The organism is Mycobacterium sp. OTB74, from assembly GCF_029892685.1.
Lineage (GTDB): Bacteria > Actinomycetota > Actinomycetes > Mycobacteriales > Mycobacteriaceae > Mycobacterium.
Map to the genome: position 1 here is coordinate 1 of NZ_JARXVD010000013.1, position 16069 is coordinate 16069.

The following is a 16069-nucleotide window of genomic DNA, read 5'->3' on the forward strand; positions in this document are numbered from 1 at the left end:
ACTCCTTGGGATACGGCTTGGACACGATGACATCCTTTCAGCCCAGCTCTGAAAACTAGGCAGATCAGGTGTCACCTATTCGTGCAGCAGACCCCTTTACTGCGATGTTAATTTGCGAAGTGAACTGTTGCGTACGTCTCTCGAGGTAGGTCACATGGGCACGCCTTACCCTCCTCCGAGCGGGGGGATTCGATGGGCCGGAAAGCGCGGGCAGTCCACGATTCGGCGCTGGACTAGGACGAACCTGTTTGCCTAGACACAAGAGAGCAAAGGAACTGCAATGGCCGCCGCCAGTCCACGTAAATCGCGGCGGACAAAGGGGAAGCACCGTAAGCCCTCGAACTTCCAGTCATCTACTTATGCGCACTGGTTAGGGATCGGCGCGGTCGGCATCGGGCTGGTCGCGTCGGCTGCCAACGCCACCGGTGTCGCGTCGGCCGATGATTCGTCGGGTACGAATTCGAAACCCAGCGCGCCCAGCCCCGGGACTGCGGCCACAAAGAAACCCGACGGGGCCAACCACAACAGCAAGGCCAAGCCGAAACGACCTACAACGACCGGCTCCACGCACGCGACCACTACAACCGACGGCGTCGGCGACGCTGCCCCTGCCGCCACACCGCGCACGCCCTCCGCCAAGGCCCATGGCCGGAAGCAGGCACAAACCGACCCGGCGCCGTCGGCCCACCCGGCTCCGGCGTCCGCGACCCATTCCTGGCGCCCCCAGAACGTCGCCGCCGCTCCGTCGGCCCGGACGCCGGCCGTCGCGGCAGCGGCGCCGACCAACGTGGTGGTGACGCCCGCGTCGGCGACGACCCCGACCGCCGCGCCGACTATTGCGGTCGCCACGGCCGCGACGTCATCTGCCCAGAACGCGAAAACCGAACCGAAGCCCTCCGGTTTCCAGGCCGCCATCGACGACGTCCTCAAGAAGATCGGTCTGGGCTCGTCCGCAAACTTCGGCTCATCGCCCGTCGGTTCCGTGGACGCGGTGGTGCCGACGATGTGGCTGGCCGCCCGCCAACACCGCAACGCCCAGATCAGCCAGATCAGTAAGCTCCCCGCGGCCACGACCACGACGTCGGATGTGCCGCCGGCCGCGGCCGAACCGGCGGCGGCCACCGACGCGTCGACGACCACGACGTTGTCAGAATCCGAGCGCGAAGCACTCAGCGCGACATTGAACAAGTTGTTGGGTTGGATCCCGGGTCTGAGTACCGTGAGCAACACGTTGGGCCAGGATCTGAGCCAATTCACCCACGCCGTCCAACACACGGACCTCACCGGGATCGCGGACGAAATCGGCAAGATGGCTCTCGATGTCATCGGCACGGTGCCGGTCGTCGGCGCGCTGCTCACGGGGGAACTGAACCACCCGGCGATGTCGGCCGCGGCCGTCTCCACCGCAGCCGTGTCGGCCGCAGCCACCTCCACCGCAGCCGTGTCGGCCGCAGCCACCTCCACCGCAGCCGTTGACCCCACCGCCGCGGCGTTTCTCTTCGTCTTGCAGAGGGCGGTCGATCGGCTGGCCGGCACGAGTTCCTGGATCTGGCACAACCTGGCGTGGGCCGGAACGCCACAGACGTTCGTCTCCGTAGCGACCAACCAAATCGACCAAGCTCTGGACGCCGCAGACACCCAACTCAACGCCTTGATCGCGAATCCGCCCGCGGGCTCCCCAGCAGCTGTGATTTCTGGGTTGGTCAGCATTCTGAACTTCTGGTCGACCCCCGCGATCCCGACCTACACATTCGCGGACACCCTAAACGCGCTGGGCGACTTCCTGAACCGGATCGTGCCGCAGGTCCAAATCGCCTCTGGGGCAGGCACACTCAGTGTGATCTCGGTGTACAAGATCGTGGGCGCTGCAGTGGCCGGAACTGCGACAGCCTTGAGCGACATGCTCAACAACGTCTATGACCCGCAACAGATCGAGATTGACGTCATCTACACAACCACCGGCGCCACCGTCACCAGGGATGACCTCAGCAACACCGCCAGTCTGGAAACCAAGATCGCCGCGTCGATACTCGTGGGCGGCGGCGTCTACAGCAACCCGGGAAAGCTCCTGTCCATGACGTTGCCGACCTGGACCGCCGCGCAGGTCAATCCGTCCACGATCGTGACCTACATTGTGCTGGTCGCGCTGTACAAGCGGTTCCAGGAGATTTCCAACTACGCACAGTTCAGCACCAGCACGACGTACGAGAGTTGGCTTTACACCATTGGGAGCGGCAGCTCGGAATCGGAGTATGCGGCGGGAACGTTCACTGCGCTCGACCAGGACGGCCGTGCGGTTAACTTCCAGCCCGCTGACGGGAACACCTACACCTCGGCATGGGGGGCGTTGGTGACGATCAACACCTACGGCGGTGGATACACCTACACGGCCACGCTTCCCGGCACTGCGTACTTCCACGCAGGCGCGGCCGGCCAGTCCGACACCGTGACCATACCCGTGTACACGGCGGACGGCGCGCCCTACAACGTCACCTTCGCGATCAAGATCATCGGCACGCAGAACAACGCCCCTACGGTGTCCAGCTCCGTGGGCAGCGCCGATGCGCTAGGTGTGGTGCGCGGCGCGGTCACCGGCACAGACGCCGACGGCGACACCTTGACCTATTCGCTGGTCAGCTCGTCGGTCACGGGTCTGAGCGGCAACTCCGCCTACACCACCAACGGCGGCACCGTCACCCTCAATTCGTCCACGGGCGCCTTCACCTATACCTCGACGGCGACGGGTGGTAGCTCGGCAAGCTTCCAGGTACAGGTGGACGACAGCCACGGCGGTGTTGTCACGACGACAGTCACGGTGCCGAACTCCACCGCGATCACCGCAGCCAACATCAACACCGCGACGCAGGGCGTCGTCACCGGGTCACTGCCGGCTCCGACCGCCGACGCCGGAATGTTCACCTACACGCTGGGCACCGGTCCGTCGAATGGCACTCTGTCGTTCAACCCGACCACCGGCGCCTTCACCTACACCCGGACCGCTGCGGGCCACACCGCTCCGGCCGCCGACTCGTTCACCGTGATCGCCACCGACGCCAACGGCCGCACGGTCACTCTGCAGGTGCCCGTCCAGCCGACGATCGCCAACACCGCGCCCACAGCGACGCTCACCACCGCCCCGACGGTCGGCACACTGTCCGGGACGACGCAGACCAGCACTGGGAAGTTCACCGGAACCGACGCGGACGGTGACACGATCACGTACACCGCGACCACCGGCTCCCAGGGCGGCACGCTCACGTTCAACCCAGACGGGAGCTTCACCTACACCGGGAATCTGTCGACCACAGTCCGCCACGCAGCCGCCAAGATCGGTGCCACGTCGGCACAAATGAATGACACGTTCACCGTCACGGCCAGCGACGGCTTTGGTGGCACTGCTACCTACACCGTCAATGTGCCGATCTATGCGATAAACACCCCGCCCACGATAACCGGCTTCGGCGGCCTCACCTGCGCCTTCGGCGTCTGCACGGTGGGCACGATGACCATCAGTGATGCCGATGGCGACAGCATTCCCAACACGGCGATAACCCCCGGCGCAGGCGCCGGGTACACCCTCGGCACCGGATCTGTCACCGTTTGGGGCTCCGGCACGACCACCATCTCGTGGAGCGCCGGCGGCACCCTCGGTACTACGCCGACGGCCAATACCTTCACCGTTTACGACGGCTACTACACCGTCACCAACGGTGTGGTCAACGTCGGCACCCTGTCGCAGGCCTGGGCGCAATGGGCCGCCGGCTCCGGCACCAGGACCACCGGCAACTAACCGTGATGTCTTCGTCTGAGGGCTAGCAACTGAGCCGACAAGCCCTTATTGCCCCCGCCGTCTGAGCAGCTGGCGGGAGGTCAAAACTTGGGTTGAGTAGTACCGCCCCATGCCAGGCGAAATTGCAGTGGCGCGCTACTTCACCTGTCGCGCCTCACGCGAATTACGATTTCCGCTATCTCTGATCAGCGAAAATTCAGCAAGAGCCGCCCGTGGGGACCTGCCTCACGTCGAAGGATTGCAACATGTCCAAACGCCGCCAGACCAGGTGCACACCACGGACGTCGGCTCGCAGGTGTGTGACCACCGGCGGTGCCGCCGCGATGACCGTGACCGGAATGCACCGTAGCAACCGAGCCGAGGCCGACGTTGAACGCAAGAAGGCAGCCCGCCGCGCCCATCAGCATCATCACCAGGCATCGACGTGGCTCGGCGCGGGTGCGCTCTCCCTCTGTGTCGGTGCGGCGCTGGCCAGCGGGTCGGGCTTGGCCCACGCCGACACGTCACACACCGGCACTTCCACGGCCGGCGGCAGTAGCCAATCCTTCGGCTCCAGAGGCTCTGCCACCCCGGGCTCCACGGCGAGTGGCCCTACCGCCAAGGGCAGCTCCCCAACCACCCCCGGCATCACCGGCCCGGGCAGCAGCACGGGCTCCGTCGGTACCGCCCGATCCGCGCTGTACATCGGCTCTGGTGCCCCGACCGGATCGAGCCACAATAACGGGGGCGGCTCCAATCCCCCCGGCACGATTCCCAGCGCGTCGAACACCAGCGGGACTATCCCCGCGTCCACGAGCAGCACGACCGGCACACACCGGAATTCCAACCCCACCACTGTGTCCACGTCCGCCATCGACTCGGGCACGACCGCATTGAGCACCCCGACACCGAGCACCGCGCCGCGGTCGGTCACGGCGGCGGTGGTGCTCGCTCCACCGAGCACCACGCCGGTCGGCACCGCGGCTGTCAGCCCGAGCGTGGTCACGGCGGTCACGGTCAGCACCCCGCCACCAGTGACAGCGAGCCCGTTAGAAGCCTTCGGGAATTCCCTCGCCGACGCGTTCTTGTCGTTTACCGGCCTGAACCCTGCAGACCCGCAGCCGAACCCGAGCAGCTTCTTTTACGTGTTCCAGCTGTTGAGCCTGGCGGTGGCCCGCGAGGTGGAGAACGTGTTCGATCCGGCACCGCCAGCCGGCACCCCAATCGTGGGCACCGCAGACCCCAACACCGGCACGGTCACAGGATCGGCAGTCTTTGGCACCGACCCCAGCGCGGACCTGACCTACACCGCTGACCCCACCAGTGCCGGCGGCGGCACGGTCACCTTCAACCCCACCACCCTGGCCTTCACCTACACCCCGAATGCGATCGCCAAGCTCAGCGCTATCGCCACCGGGACGGACAGCTTCACCGTCACCGTGCATGACGGCCTGTCGACGACCGCCGAAACCATCACCGTGCCCGTCTCACCGCCCACGATTGTGGCCACCGTCATCACCGGATACGGCCCGGCGGGGATCGCGGTCGCCCCCAATGGCAAAACCGTCTACGTCTCGAACTTCAGTTCCGGCACGGTGACGCCGATCGACACCACCACCAACACCGCCGGCACCCCCATCACCGTCGGAGTCAGCGGCTTGGAGGGCGTGGTGATCACCCCCAATGGCAGCACCCTCTATGTCGCTAGCGAGCAGAGCGGCACGGTGACGCCGATCGACACCACCACCAACACCGCCGGCACCCCCATCACCGTCGGGGGCGCGCCGTTTTATCTCACGGTCACCCCTAACGGCAAAACCGTCTACGTCGAAAGCGGCGCGGTGACCCCGATCGACACCACCACCAACACCGCCAGCACCCCCATCACCATCGGGGGCTCACTGTTTGGTCTCGCGGTCACCCCGAACGGAAGCACCGTCTACGTCTCCAACGGCATCAGCACAGTGACCCCGATCGACACCACCACCAACACCCCCGGCACCCCCATCACCGTCGGACTCGGCCCGGCGTCGGGACTGGTGGTCACCCCCGACGGCAAAACCCTCTACGTCGCCAACTTCAATTCCGGCACGGTGTCGGTGATCAGCACCGCCACCAACACCGTCGTCGATACCATCGGCCTCGGCCCAGGAACCGACCCGCAGGCGGCGGCGGTCAGCCCCGACGGCAGCCTCGTCTATGTCGTGAACGACGGCACTGGAACGGTGTCGGCAATCAGCACCGCCACCAACACCGTCGTCGGTACCATCCCCCTCGGCACATTAACCCAACCGCAGGCAGTGGCGGTCAGCACCGACGGCAGCCACATCTATGTTGCCCTCGGCGACGACAGGGTGTTGGTGGTCGCCGTGTAGCGCCCGGATCAGACCCGTCAGCAGGTAGCTGCTGGTCTGCCCTGTGGCCACGTCCACCCCGCGGAAACGGCGCTTGCGATTCGCGCACATCGCGCACGAAATCGTCGGGTTTCCCGCAGGATCACAGTATGAAACTGACTGCCATGCTCGCGCTCGGTGGATTCGCCTCGCTCATGATCACCGCCCCGACGGCTGCCGCTGCGCCACCGTGTTCAGCAAGCGGGCTGGCCAACACCGCCAGTGGAGTGCTGGCCCAGGCCGGTGGCTACCTGGATGCACACCCGGACGCCAACGATGTGCTGACCGCAGCGGGCAGCCAGCCGACCGATGAAGCCGAACGGTCCGTCCGCGCTTACTTCGTCGGCCATCCCGGTGAGTTTCTGGACCTGCAGAACATCGCACGGCCACTGACATCGATGCGCGGTCAGTGCGGGACGTCAGTTTCGCCGGGGCAGTTGGCGACGCTGTTCAACGCGTTGTCCTGATCCACCCCGTCATCGCGTAATCAGCCTGTCGCGCCGTACATCGCCATAGGATTCGGCGGTGCCCACGCCGTGGAGCGTTCCCCAGCATGCCGAGGCGCTGAACGCGCTGACTGCGGCCCTGCAGGACCCGGACTGCCCCGGGGCGGTTGTGCTGGGTCCTGACGGCGCAGGCAAATCCACGCTGGCCAGGCTGGCCGCCGAGCGGTACGCCGCGGCGCATCCGCAGGCTGTCCTGCGCCGGGTCATCGGGACCCCCACCGAGCGCCATGTTCCGTTCGGTGCGTTCAGCCATCTGGTTGACGTCTCCGATATCGGCAAGCCGGCCGCCTTGCTGCGCGCGGCACGCGAGTCGCTGCAGGCCGATGCCGAGGACGTGCTGATCGTCGACGATGCCAATCAGCTCGACGCGCTGTCGGCCACCCTGGTCTACCAGGTGGCGTTGGCCGGCGACACCCAGATGATCGTCACTGCCCGTGCCGACACCGCACCGCAAGCCATCCGAGCACTCTGGGACGACGGGCTGATGCGCCGCATCGACATCGGAACCGATACCGCGGCAACCAATCTCACCGATGTGCGGCGCTTTGTGGCCGAGCTCCCGATGCAGGCGCGCGAAGTACTTGACCTGCTCAGCGTGCAGGAGCCCATCGCCCTGGCCGACCTGGTGACGCTGACCTCGCAGCCGGCGGTGCGCGACGCCGAACGACTGGGAGCGGTGGAGCGTTTCGACCAGATAAGCCCCACCGGAACCACCGCGATGATCTACCCCGCCCATCCGCTGTTCGCCGAGACCGCGCGTGCGGCCCTGGACGAAAATGCCCGACAACTGCGCAGCCGACTGCTGCCGCTGACAGCGGCCCGCGCCCGCGAACACGCCAGCGACCGACTGCGCGTAGCCGAACTGGCGTTGGACAGCGACGACCCACAGTCGGCTCCAGAAATGGCGGCAGCGTCCGCCGAGGCGCTGCGGCTGGGAGATCTGCCGCTGGCAGAGCGGCTGGCCGAGTCCGCACTACGGCGCCAAGACACATTGGCTGCCCGGCTCATCCTGGGCCAGGCACTGGCCTGGCAGGGCCATGGGCGGGCCGCCGACGAGGTGTTCTCGGCAGTGGACCCCGCGCAGTTGTCTGACCCGGAGCTGATCGAGTGGGCGCTGCCACGAGCCGCCAACCAGTTCTGGATGCTTGGACAACCGGAGCAGGCAACGGCCTTCCTGCGCACGACCCGGCTCGGGCTCACCGAACAGAAGGCGCAGACCACCATTGACGCGCTGGCGGCGACGTTCGCGATGAACGCCGGAAATCCCGCGCGCGCTGCCCAACTCGCCGACGAGGTGCTCAGTTCGACGGGCGCCTCCGATACCGCGGTGGCATGGGCAGCCAGCGCTGCATCGTTGTGCGCAGCGCGGACGGGACGGTTCGCAGAGGTGGAACCGATGGCTCAGCGGGCCTTCGGTGCCGAGCACCCAGGCCTGCTGCGATTCACAGTCGGCCTGGCCCAGACCACCGCGCTGCTGATGGCTGGAGACAACACAGGTGCCCGGGCAGTGGCCCAGCAGTACACCGATTTCGCCGAACTGCAGCAACCGGGCCGTGCTATCGGCGAAGTGCTGTTGGCTCACGTTCTGCTGGAAACTGATGAATTGGAGGCGGCTGCAGAGCTTTTAGGCCCTGCGTCGATGATTCTGGAACGCACCGGCTACTCATGGGGCCCGCTGTCGCTGACCCTTCGGGCCATCGCGCTGGCCCAGTTGGGTCAACTCACCGAGTCGGCAAAGGTGTTGTCGCGGGCCGAATCCCGGCACGGGACCAAGTCGGCCCTGTTCGCCCCGGAACTCGGACTCGCCCGCGCCTGGCGATTGCGGGCCGGACGGGACCACCACGGAGCGGTCAGTGCGGCGCGGCAGGCCGCTGGGATGGCCGAGAGGTCCGGGCAGTTCGCCGTAGCGGTACTGTGCTGGCGCGCCGCAATACGGCTGGGTGACGTGCGGGCCGCGAATTCGCTGGATCGCGTTGCCGCGCAGGCTGATTGTGTGCTGGCACGAGAGGCGGTCGCCGAGTCCGCGGTTGCGGGCACGACCCAGCACGACTCCAGGTAGTTGTTGACGGGCCCTCGCGAACCTCAATACACATCACGTACATACCGCCTGTCGGCAATGAGTTCACGCTTGTAGGTTTGCGCCGCCGACTCAGACTTACCGCCATGAGTTCGGATGATGGTGGTCAGCGCGGCATCGACGTCCTTGGCCATCCGGGCGGCATCGCCGCACACATAGAAGTGCGCACCGTCCTCCAACCAGCGCCACAATACCTCGCCACGCTCGCGCATCCTGTGCTGCACATACACCCGCCGCGCCTGGTCCCGGGAGAACGCGAGGTCTAGCCGGGTCAGCAGACCGTCCGCCTCGAATGCCTCCAACTCGTCGCGGTAGTAATAATTTTCGGCCCTGTGCTGGTCGCCGAAGAACAACCAGTTGCGCCCGGTGTGGCCCAGCGCGCGACGCTCGTGCAGGAAGCCCCGGAACGGCGCGATCCCGGTCCCCGGGCCGACCATGATCATCGGGGTCAGCGCGTCTTCAGGCGGCCGGAAATGCGGAGCCGGTTGCAGGAACACCGGTACCTTGTCGGCGCGGTCAGCCAGGAAAGTAGAGGCCACACCGTGCCTCATCCCACCGCGAGCCCCTCGGTAGCGCACGACCGACACCGTCAGCTGCACCTCGTCTGGGCTGACCAGCGGACTGGACGATATCGAATAGGACCGGGGAGCCAAGCGCACCAACGCATCTCGCCACTCTTCGATGTCTGCACGCACCCGGAATTCCTCGACCAGGTCCAACCCGGTGCGGCCGTCAAGCCAACGATCCCTTTCTTCGCGGGGCGCACGCAGAATCTTGGCACCACACCGCTCGGCCAAGAAGTTGATCAGGTTCGGGGTCACTTTGCAGATGTCATACGACGTGCTGAGGGCTCCACGTAGGGATGTTTCACCACTATCGATCTCGATCACCTCGTCACCGGAGAACCCGGTGGCGGCGAGCCAGGCGGACACCGCATCGGCCGAGTTGTTGACAATCACGCCCAGTGCGTCGCCGACTCCATAACTGACATCGTGACCGGAAAGGTCGAATCCGAACTGACGCACTTCCTTGATCGATTCACCTGATGTGAGAAGAACGTTGCGGCACAACGGAACAGATAGCGGGTTGGCCCGGGTGAACGGAGCGGCTGGCTTGGTCGATGGTTTAGCCGGAACCGCGGGCTTGTCCGGTTCGGCGGCTGGGGTGGTGACCAGGTCGGTGACAGCATCTGCCCACTGCGCCAACGGTTCATCGTCGTATGCCTCGCAGTCGGCACGGGCCAATAGCGCGCTGGCGCCGAGCTCGCCGAACCGGCGATCCAGCGATTTGGCGTAGCCGCAGAAGTTGCCGTACGACCGGTCACCGATACCCAACACGGCGTACCGAACGCCGCTCAGGGACGGTGCGTCGGCAGCTCCGAGTTGTGCCCAGAACTCTGAGCCATTGTCCGGAGGGCCACCATCACCGAAAGTACTTGTCACGACGACGACATCGTGTGCGGCCGCGACCTCGGACAACGCGGTGCCGTCGAGTTGCCGCAGTCGCGCGCCGGCGATCCGCGCGGCCAGACGTGCTGCGAACTCTTCTGCGGTGCCTGTCTGCGACGCCCAGAGGACCAGTGGGCCAGTGGGCGTCTGCACCGGCTCTGCCTCGATCACCGGTGCCGCCGAACCATGTGCACCGGCCAGCGCGCCGTTGACCCAGAGTCGTACCGTCGCGCTGACCGGTGCTGAACCGGGCAATACCGGGACCCCCACGGCATGCTGGGCGCCGGCGAAAAATCCTGACAGGTAAACCTTTTCGTCCTCATTGAGCGCCGGTGGTCCGCTCAGGCCCAGAGTTGCGGCCAGCGGATGGAGACCGGCTACCACCGGCTCTGCTACCGGCTTGGGTGCTGGCGCGACCGGGGCCAGCCGGACCGCGCACGCCTTGAACTCGGGCTGCAGCGATTCCGGGTCCACCGCATCGTTGGTGACCGCATTGATGGTCAGGTGCTCGCCCTGCTCATCGTTCCAGTGGAACGGGGCAAAGCAATTGCCTTGGCGTACCCGGTCGGTCACCACTGCAGGCAGTACCGCCCGACCGCGGCGCGACGAAATCTCGACCGGCGCACCATCGGTAATCGCCAGTTCGGCAGCGTCGAGTGGATGGACCTCGATGAACGGCGACCCGTTGAGCTTGTTGAGCTTGTCCACCACACCGGATTTGGTCATGGTGTGCCACTGATGCTGAAGCCGTCCGGTGTTGAGCACCAACGGGAAATCGTCATCCGGCAGCTCGGCCGCATCCAGGTGGGGCCGAGCATGGAACACCGCCCTCCGGGACGGTGTCGCGAACGCGAGCTGGGGCTGGTGCCCGTCGATTTCGAAAAGGTCCTGGGACACACCGTCATTGAGGTAGCGGATCGGGTGCCGGTCGGTGCCTCCCCCGGGTGTGTCTTCTGGCGGGCAGGGCCATTGCAGCGGGGTCTGCCGCAGCCGTTCGTAGGTCACCCCGCGCAGGTCGTATCCGGTTCGGGAATTGGCGAATTGGCGGATCTCGGCGAAGATCTGCTCGCTGGACTTGTAGTCGAACTGGTCGCCAAAGCCCATGTGCCGGGCGACATTGCAGATCAGCTCCCAGTCCGGCCGGGCGTCGCCGGCTGCCGGGATGCTCTGCTGCAGCAGCGTCAGGTTGCGCTCGGAATTGACCATCACGCCATCGGCCTCGGCCCACAGGGTGGCCGGCAGCACGATGTCGGCGTAACCGTTGGTTGCGGTGTCCCGGTAGGCATCCTGGGTGATGACCAGTTCGGCGGCCTGCAACCCATCGATCACGGTCTGCCGATTGGCCACAGTGGCAACGGGATTGGTGCAGATGATCCATACCGCTTTGATGTCACCGGTGCCCAGCATCCGGAACATCTCGACGGTGCCGGGACCGACGTCAGTGCGGATGGTGCCCGGTTCCAGCTCCCACTGGTCCTCGACGAATGCCCGGTCGTCGGTAGAGGTCACCGCCCGCTGCCCTGGCAATCCCGGTCCCATGTAGCCCATTTCGCGACCACCCATGGCGTTGGGCTGACCGGTGAGCGACATCGGCCCGCTACCGGGCCGGCAGATCGCCCCAGTGGCGAGGTGCAGGTTGCAGATGGCGTTGGTGTTCCAGGTGCCGTGCGTGCTCTGGTTCAACCCCATGGTCCAGCACGACATCCACTCCCCCGCCTCGGCGATCATCTCGGCGGCGCGGCGGATGTCGGCTTCGGCGATACCGGTGATCGCGGCAACTGTTGCGGGTGGATAGTCGGCCAGGAACGCGGGCATGGTTTCCCAGCCCTCGGTGTACTCGGCGATGAATTCGGTGTCGATGGCACCGTTTTCGACCAGAAGGTGCAGCAGACCGTTCAACAGTGCCAGGTCGGTTCCCGGCTTGATCTGCAGGAACAGGTCGGCTTTGTCGGCGGTGGTGGTTCGCCGCGGGTCGACGACGATCAGTTTGGCGCCCTTGGCCATTCGATCGGCCATTCGCAGAAACAGGATCGGGTGACAGTCGGCCATGTTGGCACCGATCACGAAAAACAGGTCACTGCAATCGAAATCGGTGTACGAACCGGGCGGGCCGTCAGCACCCAGGGACTGTTTGAAACCGGTACCGGCGCTGGCCATGCACAAGCGCGAATTGGATTCGATGTGCATGGTGCGGATGAAACCCTTGGCCAGCTTGTTGGCCAGGTACTGCGCCTCGATGGTCATCTGCCCGGAGACATAGAGCGCCACCGCATCGGGACCGTGTTCGTCGATGATGTCCTGCAGCCGACGGCCGGCCTCTGCGGTGGCCTCATCTGTTGCGACACTGACCATCTCGGTGCCGCGTCGCACCAATGCGCTGGTGAGCCGACCGGCGTCGGCGGCCATCAACTCGGCATGGGTGGCTCCCTTGGTGCACAGCCGTCCGAAGTTGGTGGGGTGTAGCCGGTCCCCGGAGACTCGTGCGATCACGGGCAGGCCCGTTGCGGGGTCGCTGCGGGTTTGGACCGAAATCCCGCAGCCGACACCGCAATACGAGCATGCCGTGCGTGTGGTCACCGCGCCTGGTGACGTCATGGCCGTCAGCCCGCGCCCACCGGCGCAGGAACCATGACCGCCCGGCCGGACTCGCTGCGCACCCGCAGGAATACCACCCAGGTGACCGCAGCGCACACCACGTAGAAGGCCAGGAACACCCAGAATGCGTTGGTGGCCGACTTGGCCGGGCTGACATAGGAAGCCCTGAGCACGATGTTGATGAACACGCCGCCCAGGGCGCCGATCGCGCCGGCGAATCCGATCAGCGCACCGGACATCCGGCGGGCCCAGGCAGCCTTCTCATCACTGCTCAGCCCGTCCCTGCTCTGCGCCTTGGCCTCGAAGATCGCCGGGATCATCTTGTAGGTCGAACCGTTTCCGATGCCGGACAGGACGAACAAGGCGATGAAACCAACTACGTAGCAAGCCATTTCGGTGCCGTTGGCCACTCCGCGGTGACCGTCCACGATGGCGCCGGTGGCAACCAGGATGCCTGCGGCGAACATCATCGCCACGAAGGTGTACAGCGTGATCCGCCCGCCGCCGATCCGATCGGCAAGCTTGCCGCCGAACGGCCGGGAAATCGATCCCAGCAGCGGTCCCAGGAACGAGATTTGCGCGGCGTGCAGCGCAGCCTGGGCCGCGGTGTCTCCAGTGGCCAAGAAGTTGATCTGGAGCACCTGAGCGAAGGCGAAGGAGAATCCGATGAACGAGCCGAAGGTACCGATGTACAGGAAGCTCATCACCCAGGAGTGCCGGTACCGCAGCACTTCTGCGATAGCGCCGAAGTTGGCCTTCTGGTTACGCAGGTTGTCCATGAACAGCGCCGCCCCCAGCGCCGCCACCGCGATAAGCACCAGGTACACCGCACAGACCAGCCAGGCGGCGGTGTTGCTGACGGTCGCGATGACCAACAGGCCGACCAGCTGGATCACCGGGACGCCGATGTTGCCGCCGCCGGCATTGAGGCCCAGCGCCCAGCCCTTGAGACGTTGTGGATAGAACGCGTTGATGTTCGTCATCGACGACGCGAAGTTACCGCCGCCCAGACCTGCAACCGCGGCGACCACCATGAAAGTGGTGTACGAGGTGCCGTGATGGGTCATGGCCCATAGCGTCAACGTGGTCGGGATGAACAGCAGCAGTGCACTTGTCACCGTCCAGTTGCGACCGCCGAACTTCGCGGGAGCAACGGTGTACAACACCCGCATGAAGGCGCCGACCAGTGTCGGCATGGCGACCAGGTAGAACTTTCCTGCCGCGTCGATGTGAAAGATGCTCTGCGGCATGAAAAGGACCATCACCGACCAGATGGACCAGACCGAGAAGCCCACATGCTCGGCCACGATGGACCAGATCAGGTTGCGCCGCGCGATGTCCTTGCCGCCGGCCTCCCAGGCATCAACATCTTCGGCATCCCAGTGCTCGATGTCGTGGCTGCGGGTCAGTGCTCTCACGGATTCTCCTGAACTCGTAGTTGTGTTGATACAGATCTACGAGCGCGCGATTCCGCGGCCGTTGCGCCGCTATGTACGCTGCGTCAAACCCCGCTCACATCCTGGGCTTGTCGTGGTGCACAACGAGTTCCACAACCGCAGCGCGGTCGAAATGCCCATGAAACATTCAGGAAGGACAGCCCCAGGCAGAACCCCGTTACTGCAGCTCAGTACTGCCGGCTCAGTCCGGGCGCCGACTCGACCGACGTCGCCGCGCCCAACCCGCCCAGGACACCAGCACGATGCCGACCGCCAGCACCCGTACCAACCCGGTGGCAGACGCCGGATACAGCACTCCGGTGATGTAGTACGCGATGAACCCGTCGGGCGGCAGGGGGGCCATGCCGGCGCCTCGACGGGCCCATCGTTCGAAATCGGTGAGCGGGCAATCCAATCCGAACACCGTGCTCCAAACACCCCACAACTCCGCTACGACATGCAGCCAGATAACGCAAGGCCAGCGCCAGCTCAGAAATCCGCCGAACACCATGAAGGCGATGAAAAAGAAATGCACCGCCACCACGGCCCCCACCAGAAGTGGGAATGCCGTCATGGCGGTGCAATCAGTGACCGGTCAGGTCTAGTCAGGCTCACCCTTGTCGGCGCCAGCCTTCTCGTCGGCCGAGTCATCCTCAGCCACAGCGTGTTCGGACTCGACGGACTCGCCCTCAGATTCAGCTTCACCCTCGGGGTAATCCTCGGCTTCGTCCTCGTCGGCATGGACCTCAGCGTCGTCAGCCTCGTCCTCGCCGCTATCGGCAATCTCCTCGGATTCACCCTCACGCGACCGTTCGCGCAGCGCATCGACGATGAGCAACAGCACGCCGATGACGCTGGCTGCAATACACACCCACGCGATCAGCTCGTTGCTGGTGACAATCGCCGTAACCAGCGCCGCCAAGGCGATGACGGCCAGTACCAAAGCGATGATCAGCATATGTCAGCCGTCAGTTGTTGCCTCGATTGAACTGGCCGAAGCCAGCACCGTCACTGCCGGCCGACGAGTCCGCCGGTGCCGCAGAGCCGCGCTGGCCAAGCTCCTCGAGCTGCGACTCCAGGTAGGTCTTGAGACGGGTCCGGTACTCACGCTCGAAGGTACGGAGCTGCTCTAGCCGGCCTTCCAGCACGCCACGCTGCTGGTTGATGTTGCCCATGATCTCGGTGTGCTTGCGCTCGGCGTCGGCCTGCAGGGCGTCGGCCTTCTCCTGCGCCTGACGCAGCTGGGTGTCCGAACGAGTCTGCGCGTCGGCCAGCATGGCCTCGGCGCGCTGCTTGGCATCTGCCAGCGTGGTCTCGGCGGTGTGCCGGGCGTCGCTGACCAGAGCGTCGGCCTGCGCCCGCGCGTCGGCCAGCGTCTTGTCGGCCTCTGCCTTCGCCGATCCGGTCAACCTGTCTGCGGTGTCCTGGGCCAGGCTCAGTACCTTGGCGGCGCGGACGTGGTGGTCCTCGCCAACCGGGGCAGAGGCGAACTGCTGCGGCGGGGCAGGCGGCGCGACTGGCTCGGGCTCGGGTTCCGGCTCGGGCTTGGCGAATACCGGCGCGGGCACGGGCGCAGTAAGGGGACCACCGCCGGCACGGGCGGACTTCAGCTCGGAGTCGAGTTCGGCGACCCGCTGCCGAAGATCGCTGTTCTCCTCGATGAGCCGGGTCAGTTCGGTTTCAACGAGATCGAGGAATGCATCGACCTCGTCCTCGTTATAGCCACGCTTGCCAATAGGCGGCTTGCTGAATGCGACGTTATGGACGTCGGCTGGAGTTAGCGGCATCTTCTGCCCCCTTGAAGTCTTGGACCGTCAATCGCTGTCAGAGTGTAGAGCCATCGTG

General features: G+C 65.5%; 10 protein-coding genes. 4 read left to right on the forward strand and 6 right to left on the reverse strand.

All coding sequences use genetic code 11. The features are described from left to right. Positions 1-280 precede the first annotated feature (280 nt). Entirely contained in the window at positions 281-3790 is a 3510-nt protein-coding gene (locus M2432_RS17505) for an Ig-like domain-containing protein (RefSeq protein WP_280828099.1), read from the forward strand. Positions 3791-4199: 409 nt separating this feature from the next. On the opposite strand, the gene M2432_RS17510 is transcribed toward M2432_RS17505, so the two are convergent. After that, on the reverse strand, positions 4200-4784 hold the full coding sequence (locus tag M2432_RS17510) for a hypothetical protein (protein WP_280828100.1): 585 nt from the start codon (positions 4782-4784) through the stop codon (positions 4200-4202). Positions 4785-4803: 19 nt separating this feature from the next. Between M2432_RS17510 and M2432_RS17515 the strand changes: the two genes are divergently transcribed. The 3 genes from M2432_RS17515 to M2432_RS17525 all read left to right on the forward strand — a co-directional run bounded on the left by M2432_RS17515 (position 4804) and on the right by M2432_RS17525 (position 8727). After that, positions 4804-6144 carry a YncE family protein gene (locus tag M2432_RS17515; protein WP_280828101.1) on the forward strand — a complete coding sequence of 447 codons (1341 nt, stop codon included), beginning with the start codon at positions 4804-4806 and terminating at the stop codon, positions 6142-6144. A gap of 128 nt (positions 6145-6272) precedes the next feature. Continuing rightward, positions 6273-6629: a heme-binding protein gene (locus tag M2432_RS17520; protein WP_280828102.1), complete on the forward strand. Its 357-nt coding sequence runs from the start codon at positions 6273-6275 to the stop codon at positions 6627-6629. Between the two features lie 58 nt (positions 6630-6687). Continuing rightward, the gene (locus tag M2432_RS17525) at positions 6688-8727 is read left to right on the forward strand and encodes an ATP-binding protein (RefSeq protein WP_280828103.1); all 2040 of its coding nucleotides are present in this window, start codon (positions 6688-6690) and stop codon (positions 8725-8727) included. A 23-nt stretch (positions 8728-8750) separates the two neighbouring features. Here the strand turns inward: M2432_RS17525 and M2432_RS17530 are convergent, their stop codons facing one another. The 5 genes from M2432_RS17530 to M2432_RS17550 form a co-directional block, all read right to left on the reverse strand. Then, entirely contained in the window at positions 8751-12788 is a 4038-nt protein-coding gene (locus M2432_RS17530; protein WP_280828104.1) for a bifunctional nitrate reductase/sulfite reductase flavoprotein subunit alpha, read from the reverse strand. Between the two features lie 5 nt (positions 12789-12793). Further along, entirely contained in the window at positions 12794-14206 is a 1413-nt protein-coding gene (locus tag M2432_RS17535) for a nitrate/nitrite transporter (protein ID WP_280828105.1), read from the reverse strand. Between the two features lie 220 nt (positions 14207-14426). Continuing rightward, positions 14427-14798, reverse strand: coding sequence for a DUF2784 domain-containing protein (locus M2432_RS17540; protein WP_280828106.1), 372 nt, complete (start codon positions 14796-14798; stop codon positions 14427-14429). A gap of 27 nt (positions 14799-14825) precedes the next feature. Continuing rightward, the gene (locus M2432_RS17545) at positions 14826-15182 is read right to left on the reverse strand and encodes a DUF308 domain-containing protein (RefSeq protein WP_280828107.1); all 357 of its coding nucleotides are present in this window, start codon (positions 15180-15182) and stop codon (positions 14826-14828) included. Between the two features lie 10 nt (positions 15183-15192). Next, entirely contained in the window at positions 15193-16011 is an 819-nt protein-coding gene (locus M2432_RS17550; RefSeq protein WP_280828108.1) for a DivIVA domain-containing protein, read from the reverse strand. Positions 16012-16069 lie beyond the last annotated feature (58 nt).